Source organism: Spirosoma soli, from assembly GCF_042684525.1.
GTDB lineage: Bacteria > Bacteroidota > Bacteroidia > Cytophagales > Spirosomataceae > Spirosoma > Spirosoma soli.
The window spans coordinates 394654-416468 of sequence record NZ_JBHULN010000003.1; the positions used below are offsets into that span (position 1 = coordinate 394654).

Consider the following 21815-nt stretch of genomic DNA (forward strand, 5'->3'; position numbering starts at 1 on the left):
ATGAGAACCCATATCCGTGCGCTTTAAACGTTCGCAGAACAGCCCTCGCTCGGGCTGGACTGGTACTTGTTATGCAGCGTCCGCATCGGCAGTTCGGCGGTATTCGTTGGGCGATTGCCCTACCCGTTGTTTAAACAAACGGATAAAGTGCTGCGGATATTTAAATCCTAAGTCATAGGCGATTTGACTAACAGATTTGCTATGATCGAAGATTCGTTCTTTCGCCACATCCATCACCTTCGCCTGGATATATTCCTGCGCTGTCTTTCCCGTTTCTTTTTTCACCAGGTCGCCAAAATAATTGGCCGACAAATTCAATTCGCCCGCACAATACGCTACCGAAGGCAAACCCATCGTCTGTGGTTTATCGGTCTGATAATAGGCGTTCAACAAATCCTCAAATCGTTCCAAAGCGCCTTTGTGCACATTATCACGGGTGATAAATTGGCGCTCGTAAAAACGGACGCAATAGTTCAAAAACAATTCAATATTATTGACAATCAACCCTTTGCTGTGCTTATCGATGGCGTGTTCTAATTCGTAATCAATTTTAGAAAAGCAATCCAATACAATTTGCCTTTCCCGACTGGACAAATGCAGGGCTTCATTCGATTGATAGCCGAAGAACGTATACTCCTGAATATGCCGGCCAAGGCCTGTTCCATGGATTAGATCAGAATGAAAGATCAGTGCATACCCTTTGGGCTGGTACGTTTCTCCATTGCTGTTCATGCCCGCCACCTGTCCCGGTGCCAGAAAAACCAGGGTTCCTTCCTGGTAATCATACGTGTGGCGGCCATACACCAGATCACCGCATTTGACATCTTTCAGGAATACGGTGTAGAAGCCGAAATACATCCGGGAACCCTGTCGGGGGTTTGCCTTCGACAAGTCAACTACACTCACCAGCGGGTGGCGTGTTTCATTATTATTGAAGGCGTTGTAATCGTTTATGGTCTCAAACCGGCGCAAGTCATCCATATTGCTGTCGTTTTATCCAGTTCAAAATTAACGCTCTATCAGGCTCTTACCTGATGACGCAGCGCTAATCAGGAATATTGGTAGCTAAATCCGTAATCTGTATACTATCCATACCAAGAGTAGATGAGACCTTTGTAAGAACGCGGCTCACGTGGTCGACATGGTTACGAAAAACGGGCAACTGTATGTGGAGCGGGTATTCAGTGCGATGGACTGCGGGATTGTAGTCAACCGCGATGCGGCTACGAACATGGTGCAGGGAGCGGTGTCGATGGGATTGGCAATGCGTTTTACGGCGCCCTGACGCACAAAACGGCACTCCTGAGCAAACCAACTTCGATACGTATCGGATCATTCGCCATAACGAGGCCCCATACCAGATTGAGGTTCACTTTGTCGAAAACGACCTTGACCCGACCGGATTAGGCGAACCACCCTTCCCGCCCGTCTTTGGCGCAGTGGCCAATGCTTTGTACAAAAACACCGGCAAACGGCAATATAATCAGCCGTTTAAGCTCGAACCGGGAAAGCGGATTTAAGAACAGAACGGCAATGCCATGCAGAAAAAGCATTTTGTACGATAGTCTGTTTAATTGAACGACCGTCTAAATGCCAGGGGCGACAGGTTAGTTTTCGTTTTAAAGAGTTTACTAAACGATTGCGAATGCTCGAATCCCAATGCATAAGCCACTTCGCTGACCGATAAATTGGTGGTAGACAGTTTTTCTTTGGCGGCTGCGATCAGTTTGTCATGAATGTACTGCTGGGCATTTTGTCCAATTAGTGACCGCAACATATCACTTAAATAACTGGGCGATAGGTTTAACTGCTCAGCGAGGTAGCCGACGGTTGGTAATCCCTGGCTTAACGATGTTTCGTTGGCAAAATAATGATCCAATACGTCATCCAGCTTTTGTAGCAAATCGTGGTTTACGGCTTTGCGGGTTATAAACTGGCGTTTATAAAAACGATTTGCATAGTTCATCAATAACTCGATCTGGGAAATAATTACGCCCTGACTGAAGTCATCGATCCGGCTGTTCAATTCTTTTTCAATCATTTTGAAAATCTCAATGATCGTCAATTTTTCATCTTCCGAAAGGTGCAACGCTTCATTGGTTGCATACGAAAAGAAGCCATACTGCTTTATGGTCTTGGCCAGGGGATACCCTAAAAAGAAATCCGGATGAATGAGCAACGTATACTGCGAACAGATCCTGCCATCGTCGTGATTACTGCCAATTACCTGGCCTGGCGAAGCGAATAATAACCCACCTTCATCAAAATCATAATAACTCTGGCCGTACTTTAACCGGCCGCTGAGTTTTGGCTTGTACGACAGTTTATAAAAACCCAGCACATGAGCGCCAGGGAGTGCATTCATGGCTACGGGATTGTGAGCGCCATTGATCAGACTGACCAGCGGATGCTTAGGGGTTGGTAAACCAAAGGCCCGGTGTGCATCGGCCAGCGATTCAATTTTGTATGGGCCGTTTTCCTCTTTTCTCATAACTCAGTTCATAAACCATGCTAACCGATACCCATTCGACCATCGGTTAGCATGGATGCTTTATCAAGCCATTTCCCGGCTTCCGGGTTCCTTAGCTGGCCTGGCCCTGAGCCGCGTTGGAAATGTCTGCCCATTCTTCCCAGGTCGCCATCCGCTCCGTATAGGCAGTACGTACCCAGGGCAAATTGTGGCTACCCAGAAAGAACCGCAGCGGAGGATTTTCGGCATCAACTACGGCAAAAAGTGCTTCAGGCGTTGCCGCGGGATCACCTCTTTCCATTGATCTTAAACCTCCGAAAAAATTGGCTTTGAAATCAGCGTAAATGTCGAGACCCTGTGCGAACTTCAGGGATTCCTGACTGCCGAACTCGGTGGCATAAGCCCCCGGTTCAATAATGGTTACGTTGATCCCAAATGGTTTAACCTCCGTAGCCAGGCTTTCATGAATGGCTTCGAATGCCCATTTTGACGAACAGTAATAGCCGATCACGGGTAACGTTACATGACCCAGGTTACTCGATGTACCGAGAATGTGACCGCCCCCCTGCTTTCTCAATAACGGCAAAGCCGCCTGAATAACCGAAACCGGCCCAATGACATTCGTTTCGTACAGGGCGCGAATATCATCCGCGCTGGCCTCCTCAATGGTACCTACCAGCGAATACCCGGCATTATTAAATACAATATCAAGCCGGCCGAAGTGAGCGTAGGCCTGCTCAACGGCCGTTTTTACCTGCTCGGGCTGTGTCACGTCAAGCGCCAGTGTCAGCACATTATCGCCATATTTTTCGTTCAGGTCGGCAATGCTTTCCAGGTTGCGGGCGGTAGCCGCCACCTTGTCGCCACGGGTAAGGGCAGCCTCGGCCCAAACGCGTCCAAACCCGCGGGAAGTACCCGTAATAAACCAGACTTTAGTGGACGTTGACGCAGACTGACCGTCTGCTTTTTCATTCTGATGTACCATGATCTAAAACGTAAATTAATGATACGTCAAAGGTCAGGCGCTACAATTCCCTGCCTGTAGTCTAATTGCGGGGATTTGTAGTCAAAATGAGTAAGGGAATAAATCGACAGGGTACAGATTACGGCAATAACAGAAATACACTTACCAAACCGTTATCCTATCTTGTTCGGGTTTATACATTTTGTCGCCCGGCTGCACATTGAAGGCGTTGTAAAACGGCGTGAAGTTCATCAGCGGTCCGTTTACCCGCCACTTGGCCGGTGAATGCGGGTTCGTGTTAACATACATACCCATGTACGCATCCCTGGTTTTTACCCGCCAGATTCGGGCTATCGAGATGAAGAACCGCTGATCGGGGGTAAAGCCGTCCAGTTTCGTCGTGCTTTTGCCCTGCTCAGTCAGCTTAAAGGCATCGTAGGCAATGGCGACCCCGGCAATGTCGGCGGTGTTCTCCCCCACCGTTAAGGCTCCTTTTACGTGCACCGAATCCAGTACAGTAAACTTGTTATATTGATCAATTACCTGCTGGGTTCTTGCTTTGAATTTTGCATAGTCCGCTTTGGTCCACCAGTTGGTCACGTTGCCGTTTTTATCATATTGGGCGCCCTGATCGTCAAACGAGTGTGTTATTTCGTGCCCGATCACCATGCCGATGCCGCCGTAGTTCAGCGCATCATCGGCATTCACATCAAAATAAGGAGGTTGTAGAATACCCGCCGGGAACACAATTTCATTGAGCGGAGGATTGTTATACGCCGTTACCGTGGGTGGCGTCGTGTGCCACTCTGTTCGGTCGACCGGCTTTCCTACTTTAGCCAGGCTTTGGAGATAATCATTTTTATTCGCTGACAACCGGTTCTCAAAATAAGCGTCTCGTTTTACGTCCACCTTCGAGTAATCCCGCCATTTATCCGGATAACCGATTTTCTCGGTGAAGGCGTACAGTTTCTCTTTCGCTCTGGCTTTGGTCGAATCACTCATCCATTCCAGTTTGCTGATACGGGCTTCAAAGGCTTTTTTGAGGTTACCGACCAGCACCGCCATCCGTTTCCTGGCCTCTTCGGGGAAGTATTTTTTCACGTACAACTGGGCCAGTGCCTCGCCGAGCGAACCATCGACCGCCTGCGTCATGTCTTCGGCCCGTGTTTTCTTAACCGCTTGTCCGGTTAGAATTTTAGTGTAAGCAAAAGACGCATCCAAAAACGGCTGGCTCAGGTAATTGGCATAGTTGGTCAGGGCATGGGCTTTCAGATAAACTTTCCAGTCATCGATGGGAACGGAGGTCAACATCGTGTTCAGCTTGTCGTAATACCCCGGTTGTCCAACATTGACAGAATCAGCCTGTACGCCCAGGTCAGCCAACAGCTTTGTCCAGTTGAGAGTAGGCTGTTTCTGGGCAAGATCAGCGACCGCCAGTTTATTGTAGTTTGCCTTGACATCCCGACGTTCAACATTCGTTCGATGGGCGGTGGCCAGCTGTTTTTCGATGTCATAGGCAACCGCTGCGTTTTTAACGGCTGTAGCTGCTTCTGTGCCGGTCAGTTCAAACAGGCGGGTCAGATAGTCCCGGTACGCTTTTTGAATCGAGCCGGTTGACGAATCGGTTTTAAAATAATACTCCCGTTCGGGCAAGCCAATGCCAGTTTGATTAAACTGAGCAATGTTGATCGTACTCCGCCTGTTATCGGGGCCTACGTAGAGCCCAATGATGGACCGATCCCCTACTTTTTGTTCCTGAGCCACCAACGTTAACAAAGAAGGAACATCCGTTACGGCATCGATACGGGCGAGCAGGGGCTTGATGGGTTCATAACCGCGCTTATTAATAGCGGTTGTGTCCATGCCGGACGCATAAAAATCACCCACCTTCTGTTCGATACTCCCCGCTGGATTTTTGGTGGTCGAAACGCTGTCCAGAATCGCCTGCAACCGGATGCGTTGCGGATAATTCATGAAGGAGTAAGCCCCTACACCTGCCTGGCTTTCCGGTATCCGGGCGGTATCGTTCCAGATGCCATTGGCGTAGGTAAAAAAATCATCTCCAGGTTTTTTGGAAGCGTCTACACCCGTTATGACGACGCGTTTTGCAGTAGGACTAGTTGCATTTGGAATGGCACCTCGCTGACAGGCTCCTGCCAGCAACAGCATTAGAAAGAAATAGACCAGTCTTTTCATGTTTGTCGTGTTATGTCTCAAATCGTCGCAGTGTATCGGTAGTTAGTTTATCTACGCCAAAATTAACCCTTTACTACCACCTTGCCTATACATAAACCTTACTCAGGAATATTGGTAGTAATTCCCGTAATCTGTATACCAGTCAGGCGAAGAAATGAGGAGACCTTTGTAGAGCACTGGAACTACACCAGACCAATTACTTTCAAAGACTGATAGAACATGCAAACACGCACATTAGGAAACAGTGGCCTTGACGTATCAGCCCTCGGGCTGGGCTGTATGGGCCTGAGTTTTGGCTACGGTCCCGCCACCGACAAGCAAGAGGCTATTAAACTGATTCGGGCGGCATTTGAACGGGGCGTCACCTTTTTTGACACTGCCGAAGCGTACGGGCCGTTCGCCAACGAAGAACTGCTGGGCGAAGCCCTGGCCCCGTTCCGTGACCAGGTAGTCATTGCCACCAAGTTTGGTTTCAAAGAAGGCAGAACCACCCTGGGGCTGGATAGCCGCCCTGAGAACATCAGAGCCGTTGCCGAAGCGTCGCTCAAACGGTTGAGAACCGACGTTATCGACCTGTTTTATCAGCATCGGGTCGATCCTGACGTACCCATTGAAGAAGTGGCCGGAACCGTTCGGGAGTTAATCAACGAGGGCAAGGTCAAACACTTTGGCCTGTCGGAAGCGGGTGTAGCGACTATTCGTCAGGCTCATACGGTTCAACCCGTAGCGGCTCTGCAAAGTGAGTATTCGCTTTGGTGGCGGGAGCCGGAGAGCGAACTACTGCCAACGCTGGAAGAATTAGGTATTGGCTTTGTGCCGTTTAGTCCACTGGGCAAGGGGTTCCTGACCGGCAAAATTGACGAGAACACCACGTTTGATAAGACAGATTTTCGCAACGTCGTCCCTCGTTTTTCGGAAGAGAACCGGAAAGTGAACCAGGGATTGGTTGATCTGCTGAGCCAGATTGCTCACCAACGAAATGTCACCCCGGCACAGATCGCCCTGGCCTGGCTATTAGCCAAAAAGCCGTGGATTGTGCCGATTCCGGGCACTACCAAATTGCACCGACTGGAAGAAAACCTTGGAGCAGCGGACATTACGTTGAGCACCGATGATCTTAAAGCAATTTATGAGGCCGTTTCAGCAATTGATGTACAGGGTGCTCGGTATCCCGAACAGTTGCAAAAAATGGTTGGTCGTTAGGCTAATAAAAATTCATTACTGATATGAAACGAGTATTGTATGTAATTCTATTCGCTGCCGCGCTATCTACACAGGCTATGGGGCAGGAAGCGCTCATCTTTCCCAAAGGTGAAAAAGCGGTCACCGATCACCAGGTAGGAACGGTCTGGCTCAACGAGTTGAGTCCGGCCGACAGTACCTTCAACTACAACATTGCGATGGCCACCTTTGCGCCGGGTGCCCGTTTACATTGGCACACCCATCCGGGCGGACAAATTCTACTCTATACCGACGGTGTTGGCTATTATCAGGAACGGGGCAAACCCCGACAGACCGTTCGTAAAGGAGAAATTATCAAATGTCAGCCGGGCGTGGAGCACTGGCACGGAGCCACCCCCACGAGTGGCGTTACGTACATTGCCACCACGCCGACGCAAAAAGGCCGAACCATCTGGTTTAAACGGGTGACGGATGAAGAATATGGAGGAAAGTAAATAAACAATCAAAAATCAGTCCCTAACAAGTATGCTGTACGTAAAATGAACAAGCAAAACACACTCCTCTCTTTTTTAGTCTCGATCCTGATGGTTGGTAGTTACCAAACCACTTCGGCTCAGCAACAAAACATGATGGTACGTCTTTCAGAAATTGAAATCGATCCGGTTCATCTGGACGAATACAAAGCCATTCTAAAAGAAGAATCAGCTGCCTCTGTAAAACTGGAGCCGGGTGTCATTGCCATCTTTCCGATGTATCAAAAAGAGAATCCTACATCGGTCAGAATTCTGGAAATGTATGCCGACAGAGCCGCTTACGAGCAGCACTTGAAAACAGCCCATTTTCAGAAGTACAAAACCACTACGCTGAATATGGTAAAGGCACTAAAATTAGTGGATATGGAATCGATAGATGCCTCTACAATGCCCCTGCTGTTCAGAAAAGTAAAAGAAGATAGACGGTGAGCATTTGCCGTAAACATTTCTTGGCAACCAATTCAAAACGATAGGTTACCTTGGTGCATCAGCTCGAAACAGGCAATTAGCAATGTTCTAGTTGAACAATCCTGGCATCATTAATCATCTTTTCGCATTGCTGAATAAGCCTTTGACGTGATTTTGAACGAAAGACATTCGTATGATTTCTATAAATATTTTCTTGGTGCTGGGCCTTTCTACGTTCTGTTTAACCAACCACCTACATGCCCATCAACCGATGCAGACAAACAATCAGTACCGTATGCAAACAGGTCAGCAATTGAGTGTAAAACAGCAAAGCATCGTCACCATCTCCGCTTTTACGGCTCAAGGCAATATAGCGCAATTGCAACAAGCGTTGAACCAGGGACTAGACGCCGGTCTATCTATCAACGAGATAAAAGAAATTCGTGCAGCTCTATGCCTATACCGGATTCCCCGCAGCCTGAATGCGCTTCAACGCTTTGTGGATGTGCTGAAGGAACGAAAGCAACAGGGCATTAATGAGCCGGTGGGCAAAGAGCCATCGCCGTTGCCAACTGATAAAAGCATCGGACGGGATAACCTAGACTGGAAAACTCGCGAGATTGTTACGATTTCGGCGCTTGCCGCTCTTGGTGGTGTTGAAAGTCAACTATGTGCCCACTTCGGCATCGGCATGCATAACGGGCTAACCAAGAGAGCTTGTGGACATTTCAGCTCTTTATAAACACATCCTCATCATGGATAGCCAAACTCAGGCTCATATCTATTTGGCGGAGCAGCGCGGCCGCCTGGAGACGGATTCTTTCAGAAGCTACCACTTTTTTAACTTCGGGGCCTACGTTGCTGAAAGCCGAGAACCGTTCGGCCCGCTATGTCTCCTGAACGATGATTCCTTACGCGCCGGAACTACCTTGAGCATGCAGGTCGAGCAGCCAATGGAGGTAGTGTTGCTGCCCGTAGTGGGCGGACTCGGTTACACTATTGCCGAAGCAACGGCCTTTCTCGAACCTGGACAAGCAGCCGTTTTATCGCTGGCAGCGGGCATGACCTATCAAATCAGTAACCCCTACGAGACCGAACTCATTAACTGTCTACAGATTTGGTTGCAGAAGCCTTCGAACGGTTTTGCACCGTCAGTCAGTCAAACCAACTTTGATCTGGCAACCGTCAATATGCTCCTCCCACTTTTCGGCGAGCATGATGCAGAAGCTGGCCAGCCTTCCGGCTATCGGGGATTTATTGGTCGGTACGATGGCAGACAGGAAGGAACATACGCCATACGAACAGCCTCCACTGGTAAAGCCGGACGTATTTTTGTTCTTATTCTACAGGGGGTGTTTGAAGTTGCCAACCGGCTGCTTCACGAGCGCGATGGGTTAGCTTTACAGTATGACCATGACGACGTATTGGAATTCGAAGCCTTGTCCAATGATGCGCTGCTAATTTTGTTGGATTTATCAGCCGTTGGTTAACGATCCAGGATGGCCATCAGGCAGGCACTTCACGTGCTAAAAGCTTCATACGTACAAGATTGAAACGGATTTGTGTATTTTTATACCCTCCTACCGTTTCTGTATGCACCGTACCTTTACCCTACTGTTCTTTTTAGTTCTTATTGCCAATACTGTCCGCTCGCAAACGCAAAGGCCTGACAATGAACCTCCGTCTAATCGATGGATCAATTTTGGTCAGTCCTATTACAAAATACCCATTGCTCAACCGGGCCTATATCGCATCACAGCAACTGAACTGCGAGACGCTGGCGTCCCCCTGGGAACCCTCGACCCAACAACACTCCAACTGTTCCATCGGGGTGTTGAGCAGGCAATGTACGTAGAAGGAGAAGCCGATAAACGGTTCGACGTGAGCGATTTCCTGGAGTTTTACGGGCGAAGTAACGATGGAACACCCGATTCGTTACTGTACCGCACCGAGAAGCAATACACCGCTAACCCGCAGCCTCACACGTACTATAGCCTATTTAGTGATACGACGGCGTATTTTCTTACCTGGCGATCAGACGGCAAGGCTGGTAAACGAATGGGTAGCTATGCCGATACCGATGGAGCCAATCTGACGCCAGACTTGTATCATTGGCAAGAAGACACTCGAGTCTTTACCGATACGTATCCCGGCTATCCGGCGGGTATTACGTCTAAGATTGAATACAGCTTTTATGAAGCAGGTGAAGGCTACACCGGCCCAATTCAGCAAAAAGATAAGCCTTTCACCAGTACGTTTGTGCTCAGTAACGCGTTTCGGACGGGCCCGCCCCCGCAGGTGGATGTGCTTATGGTGGGCCAGGATTACACAAAACACTACGTTGAAAGTTGGGCAGGACCAGCATCCGACGCTCAACGGCCGATTGGCAGCCTTAGCTTTTCAGCATACGATAACGGACGGCTGGAACCGGAGGTAAGCTGGTCGGATGTTAATTCCAATGGGCAGCTACTTATCTCGACGGTCTCGCGGGGCGACGGCTCCGGCATTGATCGCTATTCGGTATCGTACATTCGCTTACGGTATCCACAAAAATTCACGACGAATGGGCGGGACTTATGTCAATTTCGATTAGCGGCTAACGCTGCCAACCGGTCATTACTCACGATTGCCAAGGTAGTGCCCGGCACGCGCTTTTGGGACGTTACTAATCCCAATGACCCCATACGCATCGGGGCCGTCGTATCGGGCGACTCGGCACGTTTGGTAGTGCACAGTTCGCGCACCGCCCGGATGCTCCTTAGCGCCAATCAGCCTAAGAGCGTTCCTTATCTCCGGCCCATACGGTTTGTCGACTGGGCAAATCGCCGACCATCGTATTTGATTGTCACTCACGAGGCCTTAATGAAGCCCGCTGGTGGATTCCCCAATGCGGTTCAGGCGTATGCTGCTTACCGAGCCTCGGCCGAAGGTGGAAATCATGATACGCTGACGGTTACCATGCAACAGTTGTTCGATCAGTTCAGCTACGGCGAGCGCCACCCGCTGGCGATCCGGCGATTTACCGCGCAAATGCTTCGCCAAGGTTTTCCTCAGTACCTGTTGCTTCTTGGCCGGAGCCGAAGCACGCCCGGTGTTCGGCACAACGCTCAACAGGCCGATCTTGACATGGTGATGACCGCTGGTTTTCCCGGCTCCGACGTAGCGTTCACGGCCGGACTGGATAGTTCCGGACTGGGCAGTTCCGAATCCAGGGATGTACCCGCCATCCCGACCGGGCGCATCAATGCCAGTACGCCCCAGCAGATCATTGACTACCTCAGCAAAGTCAAAGAATTCGAGCGCGCGTCGGACGATGGGCTATGGCGTAAAAATATCCTGCACCTCAGCGGGGGCGATTCGCCGAGTCAGGCTGCTCTGTTACGCAGTCTGGTAGACAGCTATAGAGATAAAGCTACGAATCAGTCATTGGGCGCCCATGTAACCACCCTCTCTAAAGAAACGGATAGCCCTCTCGAACACATCAACGTTGCTAAACCCGTTAACGAAGGGGTCGGCTTAATGACCTTCTTTGGCCATTCGGGTTTAGACGTAACCGATTTAAATATCGGTTTCTGTTCAGACGATGCCCTGGGTTACCGGAACAAAGGTAAGTACCCAGTACTGCTCATTAACGGCTGCGCTATTGGCAACTTCTTTTTCGGGCGACCAACCCTCACCACCGATTGGGTACTGACGCCTAACCGGGGAGCCATCGCGGCCATTGCCCACAGTCATCTGGGGTATGTCGATTATCTGAATCACTACAGTACAACTTTTTACGATTTATTAGCCGACAGCACGCAGCTCGACAAGTCCATTGGTCAGCTTCAGCAGGAAACCATTCGGCGTGTATTGGCTCGATCACCGGGCGGCCTTGATTTAGCCACCTGTCAGCAGATGGTTTTGCAGGGTGATCCCGCCATTCGGCCGTTCCCATTTACTACGCCTGACTATGTGATAACGGCAGGTGGTGTAGGCATCCAGGGGGCCGACGGGCTACCCCTGACTACGCTGAGCGACTCAGTGCGCATACGGGCCGTTATACGAAATACAGGGCAACATCGTAGCGGTCGACTACCAATTCGAATTAACCGCTACGTGAACGGACGGCAGACCGGGGTTTTCAACCTTACCCTTCTCCGTAGTGTCGCCTACCTCGATACGTTTGCAATTACCATACCCAACGAACGGGATGCCGTCGGTACCAATCAGTTTGAGGTGACCGTAAACGCAACGGGTTTACGACCTGACATCACTCAACCCGAAGTCAACCGAAATAACAACACCGCCATTGCCGAGATAACCCTTGCCGCGCAGAAGCCCACCTTGCTTTATCCGCCCCCGGGCGATACGGTCAGAATGACGACCATACGGTTAATAGCCGACTACCGGACTGAACGGGTGGGTACATTCGATCTCGAACTTGACACTACTGCCCGGTTCAACAGCCCCATCCGGCTTCAGCAACGCATCACCACAACAAACACGATCAGCCACCAAGTCAGGCTATTACCTCAGCCAAACACCACTTACTACTGGCGAGTCCGGCAGATAGTCAAGGATAGCAGTTCGACAACGGGTAATACCAACCAATGGTCGACCGGCTCATTTGTATACGCGTCTAATAGCCGCTCGTTAGGCTTGCCAGAAGGCCACATTGAGCTGGCTAAGGCGGTACCAACCGGCATTCAACAGGGTGACGCAGTCGCTATTCCCGTTCAATTTGCGAACCTTAGCCCCTATCCCTATACGGATTCACTCGTTGTGCGTCAAACTATTTATGCGTCGAACCTGGCCCAGCCGCAAACAACCCAATGGCGACTAAAGGCACCAGCGGTTGGCGATACGTTACGGTTCATAACAACCATTACAACCGAGACATTACCCGGCATTAATCGTGTTGTGCTAACCGTAAACCCTCGTTTGCAACCCGAGTACTCGTTTTTGAATAATACCCTTGATGTAGCGTTACCCGTGCAGCCTGACCAGTGGGGTCCGGTGATTGAGGCCGCTTTCGATGGCGCCCGTATTGATGATGGCGCTGTTGTTTCAGCCCAACCCGTTATTGATGTGCTGGTGGCCGACGACAACCGCTCACTCATCCGGCGCGACACCACGGGCCTGAACTTGTTTTTGCAAAACCCAGGCAAGAGCCGTTATGAGCGACTCAACTGGCGTAGGGCAGTGGTACAACCTACCGGAGCCGATAACCTGTTTCGGATCAGCTACCCATCGCCTGTACTGGCTGAAGGCGAATATCAGTTGTTGGTTACGGCCCAGGATGCGGTTGGCAATCAGGCAACACCCTACCGAATTAACTTCAGAATTGTCAACGAACGCAAACTCACGAATCTGACAGTCTTTCCCAACCCCTTCCGCGATAAGGTTCGGTTTAGGTTTCAGCTAACGGGCAACAAAGCGCCTGACGCTATGACCGTCACCATCACGGATGTTAAGGCTCATATCGTGCGGCATCTGAGTCAACCTGGGCATATTGGCCTCAATGAGTTGACATGGGATGGGTGCGCGGACTCCGGCGAACAACTTCCCGCTGGCGTGTATGTCTATACACTTAGCGTCAACGCAACCGGCCAGAACTGGTCCGTTGCCAACGACTCAGCCAATTCCATGGTTGGGCGGCTTATCCTAACCCATTGATGCTGACCGAAACGACTCGCACAGTTGCGGCACCCAGCCAATACGTCCCAGCCCTAACTGGTCTGCGGGCCATTGCGGCTTTTCTGGTCTTTTTGCACCACTACAACCCGGCCCCACCCAATACTTTCGCGCATCAGGTGTTTGACCAAGGCTACATGGGCGTTTCTATATTTTTTGTGTTGAGTGGCTTTTTGGTGTATCACCGCTATGCGTCCAGCTATCTGGCGGCCCAAAGCTGGTCGTGGCGGGTGTACTTACAAAACCGCTTCGCCCGGATTTTTCCGCTGTATCTGCTACTGCTGCTCATTACGGTTAGTGTCCAGGCCGTTCAGGGCCATGATAGTAGCTGGCTGGTATTTGGCCTCAACCTGACTTTATTCAAAGGTTTTTTCACCGATTACAAGTTTAGCGGTATTGCCCAGAGCTGGAGCCTGACAGTTGAATGCTGTTTCTACGGATTGGCACCGTTCCTGTTTACTGGGCTGCACCGCTGGGGGGCGTTACCACTCACGCTCTGCTTAATCAGTATGGGCTTGCTGCTTTGGGCAAGTGTTGGTCAGTTTAACCTACAGGGCCTATTCGAAACCATACCCTTTGTCTTGTTTTATACCTTCTTTGGGCGCTCATTCGAGTTCATTGTAGGCATGTGGCTGGCTCAGCAGTGGCACAATAACCATTTGTCCCGCATCCGTTACGCAAATGCAGCTGGTTTAGTCTTACTAGGTAGCTGCGTACTCTGGCAAGCCAACGTTTCAACTCACACAGACAGCCCAGTGGTATTGACTCTCAGTGAAGTGATTGTGTACAACTTCATACTACCCATTGCAATAAGCTTGTTTCTGCTAGGGCTTCTTCGGCAAAAGTCGCTTAGCGGTCAGGTGCTGGCGCTGCCTGTCATCCAACGGTTAGGCCAAAGTTCTTACGCATTCTATCTGATCCACATTGGTATTATTCCGAAGGCGCTCCAAGCAACTGGAATTGCCAGCAACCCCTGGGTTTTGTTCGGACTGCTCATCCTGATTGCTCACGGGCTGTTTGTCTGGGTTGAGAAACCGCTGCAACAGCGACTCAGGATCGCCCATGATGCCAATTTCAGAAAATCAGCCTACCAATCGGGAGCTAGTTAACCAGATTAATCTAACGGTCTGCTTCCATTGGCAACCTTACCAGGCAGCTTGTGCCTTTGTTTTCTTCGCTTAATACCTCAAGTGAACCTCCGTGAAGGTCAACAAATTGACGGGCAATTACCAAACCTAATCCCGAACCCTGAACGTTACTGGCGTTACTCGCCCGAAAAAATGTTTCAAACAAATGCGGCAGGTCATGAGCCGGAATCCCGATGCCCTTGTCTGTAATAACCAACAACAGCTCATGTTCGTCGAACGTAATGTCGAGCTGAGTATCTTCATCAGAAAACTTAAACGCATTTGACAACAAGTTGACCAGTACATGAGTAATCAACGTGCTGTCTACATACACCGGACGGGGCGTGCCGTTGATGGAAAGGCGAACAGTGCGGCCATCCTGTCTACCCGTGAAATGGGTACTGATTGCGTCGGCGACTAAATCGATGAGATCGATCCAAACGGGAACGAACGTAATGCGACCAGCGTCGATTTTGCCGAATGTTAACGTAGCCGTTAATAATTCGCTGAAGTCAGTGATTTCTTTTTCGATGATATCCAGGTGCCGTTCGATTGATGCCCGTGCCGATCCCTTGGGTTTATCTAAGTACAGCTTAATCAGATCAACGCTCGATTGAATCGTGGCCAAAGGCGTCCTGAACTCATGCGAGGCTGTCGACACAAACTGCGACTTCAATTTGTTGAGTTCCTGTTCACGCTCTAACGACTGCTGCAAAACGAATTCTTTTTCTTTCTGACTGGTAATGTCATTGGCAATGCCAACATAGCGGAGCGGCTTGCCTTCCGGGTCTCGCATCACAAACGTGCGGCTACTTATCCAGCGAATGTTGCCGTCGGCATGACGAATACGGTACTGGACCACAATCTCTTCGCCTTTCACGAAGCGTTTCAGTTTATCAATGAGCTCCGGTTTATCTTCCTCAACCACGGGTGTTAGCAATGATGCCGGATTATCGTAGAGACTTTGACGGCTCATTCCCCACATGCGCTCGTAGGCGGTGTTTACGTATAGCAGCTGAAACGGGTTGGCCGAATGAATCCAGAACACCTCGTCCACGTTTTCGGCAAACTCACGAAACCGCTGTTCACTCTCGCGCAGGGCATCCACAGCCTGTTTTCGATCGGTAATGTCGGTAATAGTACCGGTAGTGCCAACGGGCTGATTCTGGTCATCGAACACCAGCTGGGCAAAGACTTCGGCCCAACGATATTCACCGCTACTTTTGTGATGATACCGTAGCACATGCCGCGAATAAGTTTTACGGTAAGCAAACAGTTCTTTGAATAGTTTTACGTTATTCACCCGGTCGTCGGGCGCGACAAACGTATAAAAAGGTTGACCAATTGATTCCTCGACGGTATAGCCACTCATTCTAGTCCAGGATGGATTCAGGAACGTCCAGACCCCATTGAGGTCAGACTGAAACACTACTTCTGACAGATTATTGACCAGCGAGCGGTATCGCTCCTCGCTTTGGCTAAGGGCAAATTCGGCCTGTTTTCGCTCCGTAACATCCCAGACAACCCCCACCATACGCGTAGGGGCACCTGCTTTATTCCGGATGATACGGGCCCGCGTTTCGGTATAGCGAATCTCGCCATCAGATCGAATGACCCGCATTACATTCGCAATGCTGTCGTCGGCTTTAGGAATGGTATCTAGGTAAAACTTTTCAAGATCATCGGGGTGAATCATCCGCAGGAAATCCTGAAACTTCATGCCAGCCTTATTCAGTTCAATGCCATGAATTGCGCACAGACGTTCGTCCCAGAGAAGTTTATCCTGGTCAATGTTATATTCCCAGATCCCCTGCCCGGCAGCCTGTGTAGCTAGATGAAGGCGCTGGTTGGAATTTTTAAGTTCGCGCTCGGTTTGTTGCTGTTCGGTAATGTCACGTGCCGAAGCGTATAAAATATGATCAATGACAATGGCTTTCCACTCAATAAAACAGTACGTTCCGTCTTTCCGCCTGAACCTGTTCACCTTACTTTCGCTGGGTCGATTTTGAATCGTCTCCCGGATCGCTAGTTTGGTTGGCTCCCGATCATCGGGATGGACCAGATCATAATGGTTCATGGATGCCAGTTCATCCATGCTGTACCCTAACGTGGTGAACCAGGCCGGATTGGTCTTTATAATCTTACCGTTCGTATCGGCAATGCAGTGCAGGTCCAGCGCCACCTCAAAGAACGTATTCAGCTCCCGATTTTTTTCTTCCAGCTCGGCTCTGGCCATTTTGAGCGCTGTAATGTCGGTCGACATGCCAATGTAGCCAATGACCTTTCCAGCATCGTCGTGCAGGGGGGTCACTGTCAGCAACGCCGGAATCTGACGACCATCCTTACTGAGTAACACACACTCGCTGCCCGGCGTGTCCAACATAAGCTGGAAAAGACTGAAATCAACGGCGACCTGTCGCCCCAGCTGGCGGGAGAATTTTGTAGCGATGGCTTCTAGCGTGGCGAGGTCATGCAGAACGACGGGGGTTACTTTGCCAACAAGCTCAGCCGCCTTATAGCCTAGAAGCTTCTCCGTAGCGGGATTAATTGTCTGAATAATACCATTAACGTCTGTAGAGATAATAGCTAACCCGGCATGTTCCAGAATGGCATTTTGCAAAGCCCCCATCCGGCTGATTTCGGCGGTTCGTTCGGCAACAAGCTGCGCCAGGTTCTCGGTCTGCTGCCGCAGTTGTTCTTCAACCTGTTTAAGTTTGGTGATGTCCTGAGCGGTGATTAAAACGCCATCCTCAAAGGGCACAAGCGAAAAATTGGCCCAGAGCTCTACCTGGCCAAACCGATCATATGTTTCGTATTGCTGAGGCCGCCCTGTTTCCACGACGGTAACCAATCGCTCAAACAAGCCATTTTTAGTGCTACGAGGAAACAACGTTTTAAACAACGACCCGGTCATTTCTTCAATACTCAGCCCGGTCAGTTTAGCATTAACGGGGTTCGTAAACACGTACCGAAAGTCTACGATTTCACCTTGCTCACGTACCGCTTGCCAGAGTACCAGTCCAGCGGGGCAATTATCCACCACCGTGCGCAATACCTGATTGTTCTTATAAAGTTCCTGGTTTAGAGTGTTTAGCTGCTCGTTGGCCTTCTCCAGTAAGAGCTGGCTTTTGCGTAATTGTAACTGAGTAACCACTTGCCGGGCCAGGACCCTGAGCGACGTTGCCTGCTGATCGGACAAATGCCGGGGCTTATGGTCAAGTACACACAGAGTTCCCAGGGCTTGTCCGGCGTCATCAACCAACGGCACTCCGGCGTAAAAAATCAGATGTGGCTCGTCCGTAACGAGCGGATTGTTAATAAAGCGTTCGTCCTGGCGGGCATCCTCCACTTCCATTATTTCCGTTGGCGTTTGAATGGCGTGAGCACAAAATGCCTGTTCACGGGGAGTTTGGGGAATGGAAAGACCCACGGCCGATTTAAACCACTGACGCTCCTGGTCTACCAATGAAATAAGTGAAATGGGTGTTTGGCAAATCTGAGAGGCCAGCTGCGTTATGGCGTCATACTCGTCTTCGGGGAGTGTATCGAGAATGTTATATGTGGCCAGTGCGTTCAGCCGAGCCGCTTCATTATCAGGTAACAGATCAATCATCACTTCGTTTATACTAGACTCATAGCAAGCGGGAGCCATGTACCATCAATCAATAGCTCAGTTGCCAGCTCACCTACTCGTTAAGTTATTCGATACGTTATTAAATGCCCCCCGAGGCAGGCTTAAGCTCGCATTCATTGTTTGGATACCATCGGCAAGAAATAAACCAATTAATGTGCAGTAGTCAGGTGCACGGATTCTTTAAAGAGAGCCGTTCGTTTGTCTTGCCCTAGGAGCCAAACCTACTCTGGAAGCTTGTTGCCAGGGTAGGTTATAATGCAACAGATCAGCCATTTAAAGTTATCACAACTAATGAAAGGTAACGCTGAAAGCAATTAATTTCTACAAAAATCGACGTCTATTCAACAATCCTCTCTTCTATCTTTGTCATCGTTACTACCATGCTCTGACAGCTAACGTTTAACCCGCCATCAACTTGTTGTAAGTTATGAACAGCGCAAATTTTGGTCAAACCACAAATACAGGTTTTCTAGTTTCAGGTTTTCCTTCCTGGCAGGTCGAGGTAGGAAACTTACGTAGAAATTATACATTACTGGAGTCTATGCTAGGCCAGTCGAGTATGCTTTCTGCGGAGGTGGCAGCTAATTACCGCAGTGTTCAGCAACTACTTACCAAAACGCTTGAGCAGTTTCTGATAGAGCTCGACAAAGCAGATAGCCGAAACGCGCTGGGCCGTCCTACCACCGACGCTTTGCTGATGAAACACGCCAGTACTATGCGACAGGTGAACAAATTTGTTAGCAAATTATTGAGAGAACAACAAGTCACTGTTAATTAACAGCAGCCTAGTTTATTTATTGATACACCAAAACGAACCGATGCTTCACGTATCGGTTCGTTCTGGTGTTAAGGTGTTACCGGAATGAGCTAACTCAGACTATTTGTTGTTAGCGCTCAGCTGATTATTCGCCCGAAATTGAAGAGGGGGAACCTGATAAGCTTCTTTAAAACAGTAGGAAAAGTAAGAAAGGCTACTAAAGCCGCACCGGTCGGCCACCCATTGTATACTATGATCGGTTTGGGTCAGGTAGTTGGTAGCCTTCTGCAACCGATATTCTTTAAGCATTTCGCTGAAGTTGCTCTGAAAGTTCTTCTTGATAGTTCGCTGCATAGCAGACAGGCTCATGTTAACTTCTTCAGCCATCTGTTCGGCCGTCAGGGCAGCGTTGCTAAAATGTCGCTCGAGCAGTTCAGTAAATTGTTTGGCAAACTGAAAATCCGGTTCTTCGTCGGCGATGCTTTGTTGCAACTGCCGGACAACCAGTTCCCGTTGCTGGTTAGTGATGTTGTTTACCTTTAGCAGCAGTTCTTTGTGCAGAAAAGGCTTAGGTAAATAATCGACTGCTCCTTCTTCTAACCCCTGGATTAGATCCTGCTGTGCAACTTTGGCCGTCAGAAAAATGAAAGGTATGTAGCTGTAATAGGGGTCAGATTTAATGGCGCGAATAAAGCTGATTCCGTCCATTTCGGGCATCATAATGTCGCACAGAATCAGGTTAGGAGAAAACGTTTGAATGACTTCCAAAGCTTGTACCCCATTCTTAGCCGACCTGACTTCGTGATTGTTCAGTTCAAGTTGCTCGACAATGTTGTGCCGCAGTTGATTATCGTCTTCAACAACTAAAATTTTTGCCATACAGGACTGCTTATTGACAGATTATGCTCATTGTACGCTGTTGCGTTCTGCAAAATTCAGGCCAGCCGCTTGCTTACAAATTCTATTTTGTCAATCAGACAATATCTCAATCCCAACACTCCATAATCAACAGATCGCCGGTTTGGGCACGGAGCCGGACAAAGCCATCTTCGGCCGCTTCGTTGCTGCTGCTGGTGCGATAACCAATCGATAGCGTATCCTGCCTCAGATTATACGTGAGCCCTTCTGAATCAACGCCGGTGACCGTCCCAACCGGAATTAGAGATATTGGCGTACCGGCCTGATACCACTTTTCGAAATGACCGACCAACGGAAAGATTTTTGAATGATCGTCGAGCATAACAATCTTGATCTGGTCCTTGTACCGCACAATATTAGTCATGTTCGTGATGCTATGATCGGCCCGGCGACCCGTTGCCCAGATGATGTTGACCGCCGGATACCCCTGCTCAATCAGGTACTCAATTCCTTTCTCAAGGTCTGTTTTGTTTTGATCGGGGGTGTGCACAATCTCCAGCGGATATTGCTGCGCCCGGATCGTGTCGAGGTCTAAATCGCGGTCGAAGTCGCCGAGCAACACATCTACTTTAATACCCAGATCGAGCACGCGCCAGATGGCACTATCCAGCACGACCACAAACGGACTCCATTCTAATAATTGACCTAAAAGCTCGGGTTGGCAAGACTCGCCATTGGCAATCAGCAACGCGGGTTCTTGCTTATCACGAACGATATGATGAGACGACATACGGAAATGAAGAGGCTACGAAATTGAAACTATGGCTTGCCGACTTTAGTAATGAATTCGGTTTTCGAACGCAATCCATTCGGTGAAAACCGCGTCGGCTTCCTCATGCAAGAGTTGATGCATCGGAATATGGCGCTGCTCCCGCGGTTTATCGAGTTCTTCGTAAATGAACTGATCATCGAAACCAGCCCTGCCCGCATCCGAGTGAAACGCTCCGTACACAATTCGGCTGGGCCGGGCCCAGTAAATAGCACCGAGACACATCGGGCAAGGCTCGCAGGAAGCGTAAAGCGTACAACCTTCCAGCTGAAACGTACCAAGTTTCTGGCAGGCATCACGAATGGCCACCACTTCAGCATGGGCTGTTGGGTCGTTGGTAGACGTAACCCGATTACAACCCTGACCCACAATCTCACCATTACGAACGATAACGGCACCAAAGGGGCCACCTTGTCCGGTTGTCATCCCTTCGCGAGCGAGCTGAATGGCCGCACGCAGAAAATATTCGTCTTGATTCACTAGCTTCTACGTTTAATCAGGCACATTTTTTACGCTACAGTAACAGAGCGAATAACAACCGAACGACCAGGCGGTTTATTTTATTGGAATTACAACGCCCATGCCTGTTGGTGATGCACTGATGAGCTGCATTTCCTGCTTATCGCCCCGGCTTTTAAAGATAAAGTAATTGACCAGGTCGAAGGCTAACAGAAAACCACCTTGCAGCATAATGGATTTGCCATAGCCGCGCAACTGGTCGGCCTGGTCGGGACGGCTTTCCGCTCGCTCTCGCAAATACGCTCCGCCAAGCACATAAGCTACGTCTAACCCAGCATTAAACAGCAACACTTGCTTCATAGTCTCGTGCTGGCGAACCGCCTGGGGTAATGATTCCCCACTAGAATTCTGTTTCCGGGCTCCTAACAAACCAGCACCAGCGATGCCCAGATTCACCAGGTTCCAATACATGTTCATGCGGTGAAAGTACTTGGTTTCACCCTGAGCGTTCCCGGCCCCAATAGCGCCCACGGCAATATTAGCCAAAGCGTACCCACCCAACGTCAGGCCCAGCGTTTTCTGATGACGAATGCGCTGTTCACTAAATTCGTGCAGATCGGCGGGTGGTGTTGCCCGTTGAGCCAGTGCGGCAGCACCGCATAACAGTACCGATCCAGCCGCCAGCGCAAAATGTTGAAGTACATTCATAGTTTATACCTACC

At 49.7% G+C, this 21815-nt stretch carries 17 protein-coding genes and 1 pseudogene; 9 read left to right on the forward strand and 9 right to left on the reverse strand.

The genetic code is table 11. The features are described 5' to 3' along the window. Window positions 1-69: 69 nt before the first annotated feature. A complete protein-coding gene (locus tag ACFSUS_RS07720; protein ID WP_381521242.1) occupies window positions 70-981 on the reverse strand; it encodes a helix-turn-helix domain-containing protein in 912 nt (303 codons plus the stop codon). Between the two features lie 133 nt (window positions 982-1114). Between ACFSUS_RS07720 and ACFSUS_RS07725 the strand changes: the two are divergent. Next, window positions 1115-1520 (forward strand): annotated as a pseudogene (locus ACFSUS_RS07725) (molybdopterin cofactor-binding domain-containing protein); the annotation flags it as partial. A 50-nt stretch (window positions 1521-1570) separates the two neighbouring features. Here the strand turns inward: ACFSUS_RS07725 and ACFSUS_RS07730 are convergent. The 3 genes from ACFSUS_RS07730 to ACFSUS_RS07740 form a co-directional block, all read right to left on the reverse strand. Then, complete coding sequence (locus tag ACFSUS_RS07730; RefSeq protein WP_381521244.1) at window positions 1571-2491, reverse strand: helix-turn-helix domain-containing protein; 921 nt, start codon at window positions 2489-2491, stop codon at window positions 1571-1573. 91 nt (window positions 2492-2582) lie between these two features. After that, window positions 2583-3455, reverse strand: coding sequence for an SDR family NAD(P)-dependent oxidoreductase (locus ACFSUS_RS07735; RefSeq protein WP_381521246.1), 873 nt, complete (start codon window positions 3453-3455; stop codon window positions 2583-2585). A 141-nt stretch (window positions 3456-3596) separates the two neighbouring features. Beyond that, complete coding sequence (locus ACFSUS_RS07740; protein WP_381521248.1) at window positions 3597-5630, reverse strand: M13 family metallopeptidase; 2034 nt, start codon at window positions 5628-5630, stop codon at window positions 3597-3599. 219 nt (window positions 5631-5849) lie between these two features. Here ACFSUS_RS07740 and ACFSUS_RS07745 point away from each other — a divergent pair, with 219 nt between their 5' ends. From ACFSUS_RS07745 to ACFSUS_RS07775, 7 genes are all read left to right on the forward strand, one after another. Continuing rightward, window positions 5850-6833 (forward strand): aldo/keto reductase, encoded by a 984-nt coding sequence (locus ACFSUS_RS07745; RefSeq protein WP_381521250.1) that lies wholly within the window; start codon window positions 5850-5852, stop codon window positions 6831-6833. A 23-nt stretch (window positions 6834-6856) separates the two neighbouring features. Next, the gene (locus ACFSUS_RS07750; protein ID WP_381521252.1) at window positions 6857-7306 is read left to right on the forward strand and encodes a cupin domain-containing protein; all 450 of its coding nucleotides are present in this window, start codon (window positions 6857-6859) and stop codon (window positions 7304-7306) included. 45 nt (window positions 7307-7351) lie between these two features. Further along, window positions 7352-7774, forward strand: a complete 423-nt coding sequence (locus tag ACFSUS_RS07755; protein ID WP_381521254.1) for a putative quinol monooxygenase — start codon at window positions 7352-7354, stop codon at window positions 7772-7774. Between the two features lie 250 nt (window positions 7775-8024). Further along, on the forward strand, window positions 8025-8495 hold the full coding sequence (locus tag ACFSUS_RS07760; protein WP_381521256.1) for a carboxymuconolactone decarboxylase family protein: 471 nt from the start codon (window positions 8025-8027) through the stop codon (window positions 8493-8495). Between the two features lie 13 nt (window positions 8496-8508). Beyond that, window positions 8509-9243: a pirin family protein gene (locus ACFSUS_RS07765; RefSeq protein ID WP_381521257.1), complete on the forward strand. Its 735-nt coding sequence runs from the start codon at window positions 8509-8511 to the stop codon at window positions 9241-9243. 103 nt (window positions 9244-9346) lie between these two features. Then, entirely contained in the window at window positions 9347-13411 is a 4065-nt protein-coding gene (gene porU2, locus ACFSUS_RS07770) for a putative type IX secretion system sortase PorU2 (protein ID WP_381521259.1), read from the forward strand. After that, the gene (locus ACFSUS_RS07775; RefSeq protein ID WP_381521306.1) at window positions 13411-14538 is read left to right on the forward strand and encodes an acyltransferase family protein; all 1128 of its coding nucleotides are present in this window, start codon (window positions 13411-13413) and stop codon (window positions 14536-14538) included. The genes porU2 and ACFSUS_RS07775 overlap by 1 nt, the downstream gene beginning before the upstream one ends. Before the next feature lie 10 nt (window positions 14539-14548). On the opposite strand, the gene ACFSUS_RS07780 is transcribed toward ACFSUS_RS07775, so the two are convergent. Then, on the reverse strand, window positions 14549-18169 hold the full coding sequence (locus ACFSUS_RS07780) for a PAS domain S-box protein (RefSeq protein ID WP_381521261.1): 3621 nt from the start codon (window positions 18167-18169) through the stop codon (window positions 14549-14551). Window positions 18170-18617: 448 nt separating this feature from the next. On the opposite strand from ACFSUS_RS07780, the gene ACFSUS_RS07785 reads away from it, so the two are divergent. Then, window positions 18618-18968, forward strand: a complete 351-nt coding sequence (locus tag ACFSUS_RS07785) for a hypothetical protein (RefSeq protein WP_381521263.1) — start codon at window positions 18618-18620, stop codon at window positions 18966-18968. Window positions 18969-19067: 99 nt separating this feature from the next. Here the strand turns inward: ACFSUS_RS07785 and ACFSUS_RS07790 are convergent, their stop codons facing one another. The 4 genes from ACFSUS_RS07790 to ACFSUS_RS07805 all read right to left on the reverse strand — a co-directional run bounded on the left by ACFSUS_RS07790 (window position 19068) and on the right by ACFSUS_RS07805 (window position 21801). Beyond that, the gene (locus ACFSUS_RS07790; RefSeq protein ID WP_381521265.1) at window positions 19068-19826 is read right to left on the reverse strand and encodes a response regulator transcription factor; all 759 of its coding nucleotides are present in this window, start codon (window positions 19824-19826) and stop codon (window positions 19068-19070) included. Window positions 19827-19932: 106 nt separating this feature from the next. Further along, the gene (locus ACFSUS_RS07795) at window positions 19933-20595 is read right to left on the reverse strand and encodes a thiamine diphosphokinase (RefSeq protein WP_381521268.1); all 663 of its coding nucleotides are present in this window, start codon (window positions 20593-20595) and stop codon (window positions 19933-19935) included. Window positions 20596-20640: 45 nt separating this feature from the next. Then, the gene (locus ACFSUS_RS07800; protein ID WP_381521271.1) at window positions 20641-21114 is read right to left on the reverse strand and encodes a nucleoside deaminase; all 474 of its coding nucleotides are present in this window, start codon (window positions 21112-21114) and stop codon (window positions 20641-20643) included. Between the two features lie 75 nt (window positions 21115-21189). After that, window positions 21190-21801: a DUF6992 family protein gene (locus tag ACFSUS_RS07805; RefSeq protein WP_381521273.1), complete on the reverse strand. Its 612-nt coding sequence runs from the start codon at window positions 21799-21801 to the stop codon at window positions 21190-21192. Window positions 21802-21815 lie beyond the last annotated feature (14 nt).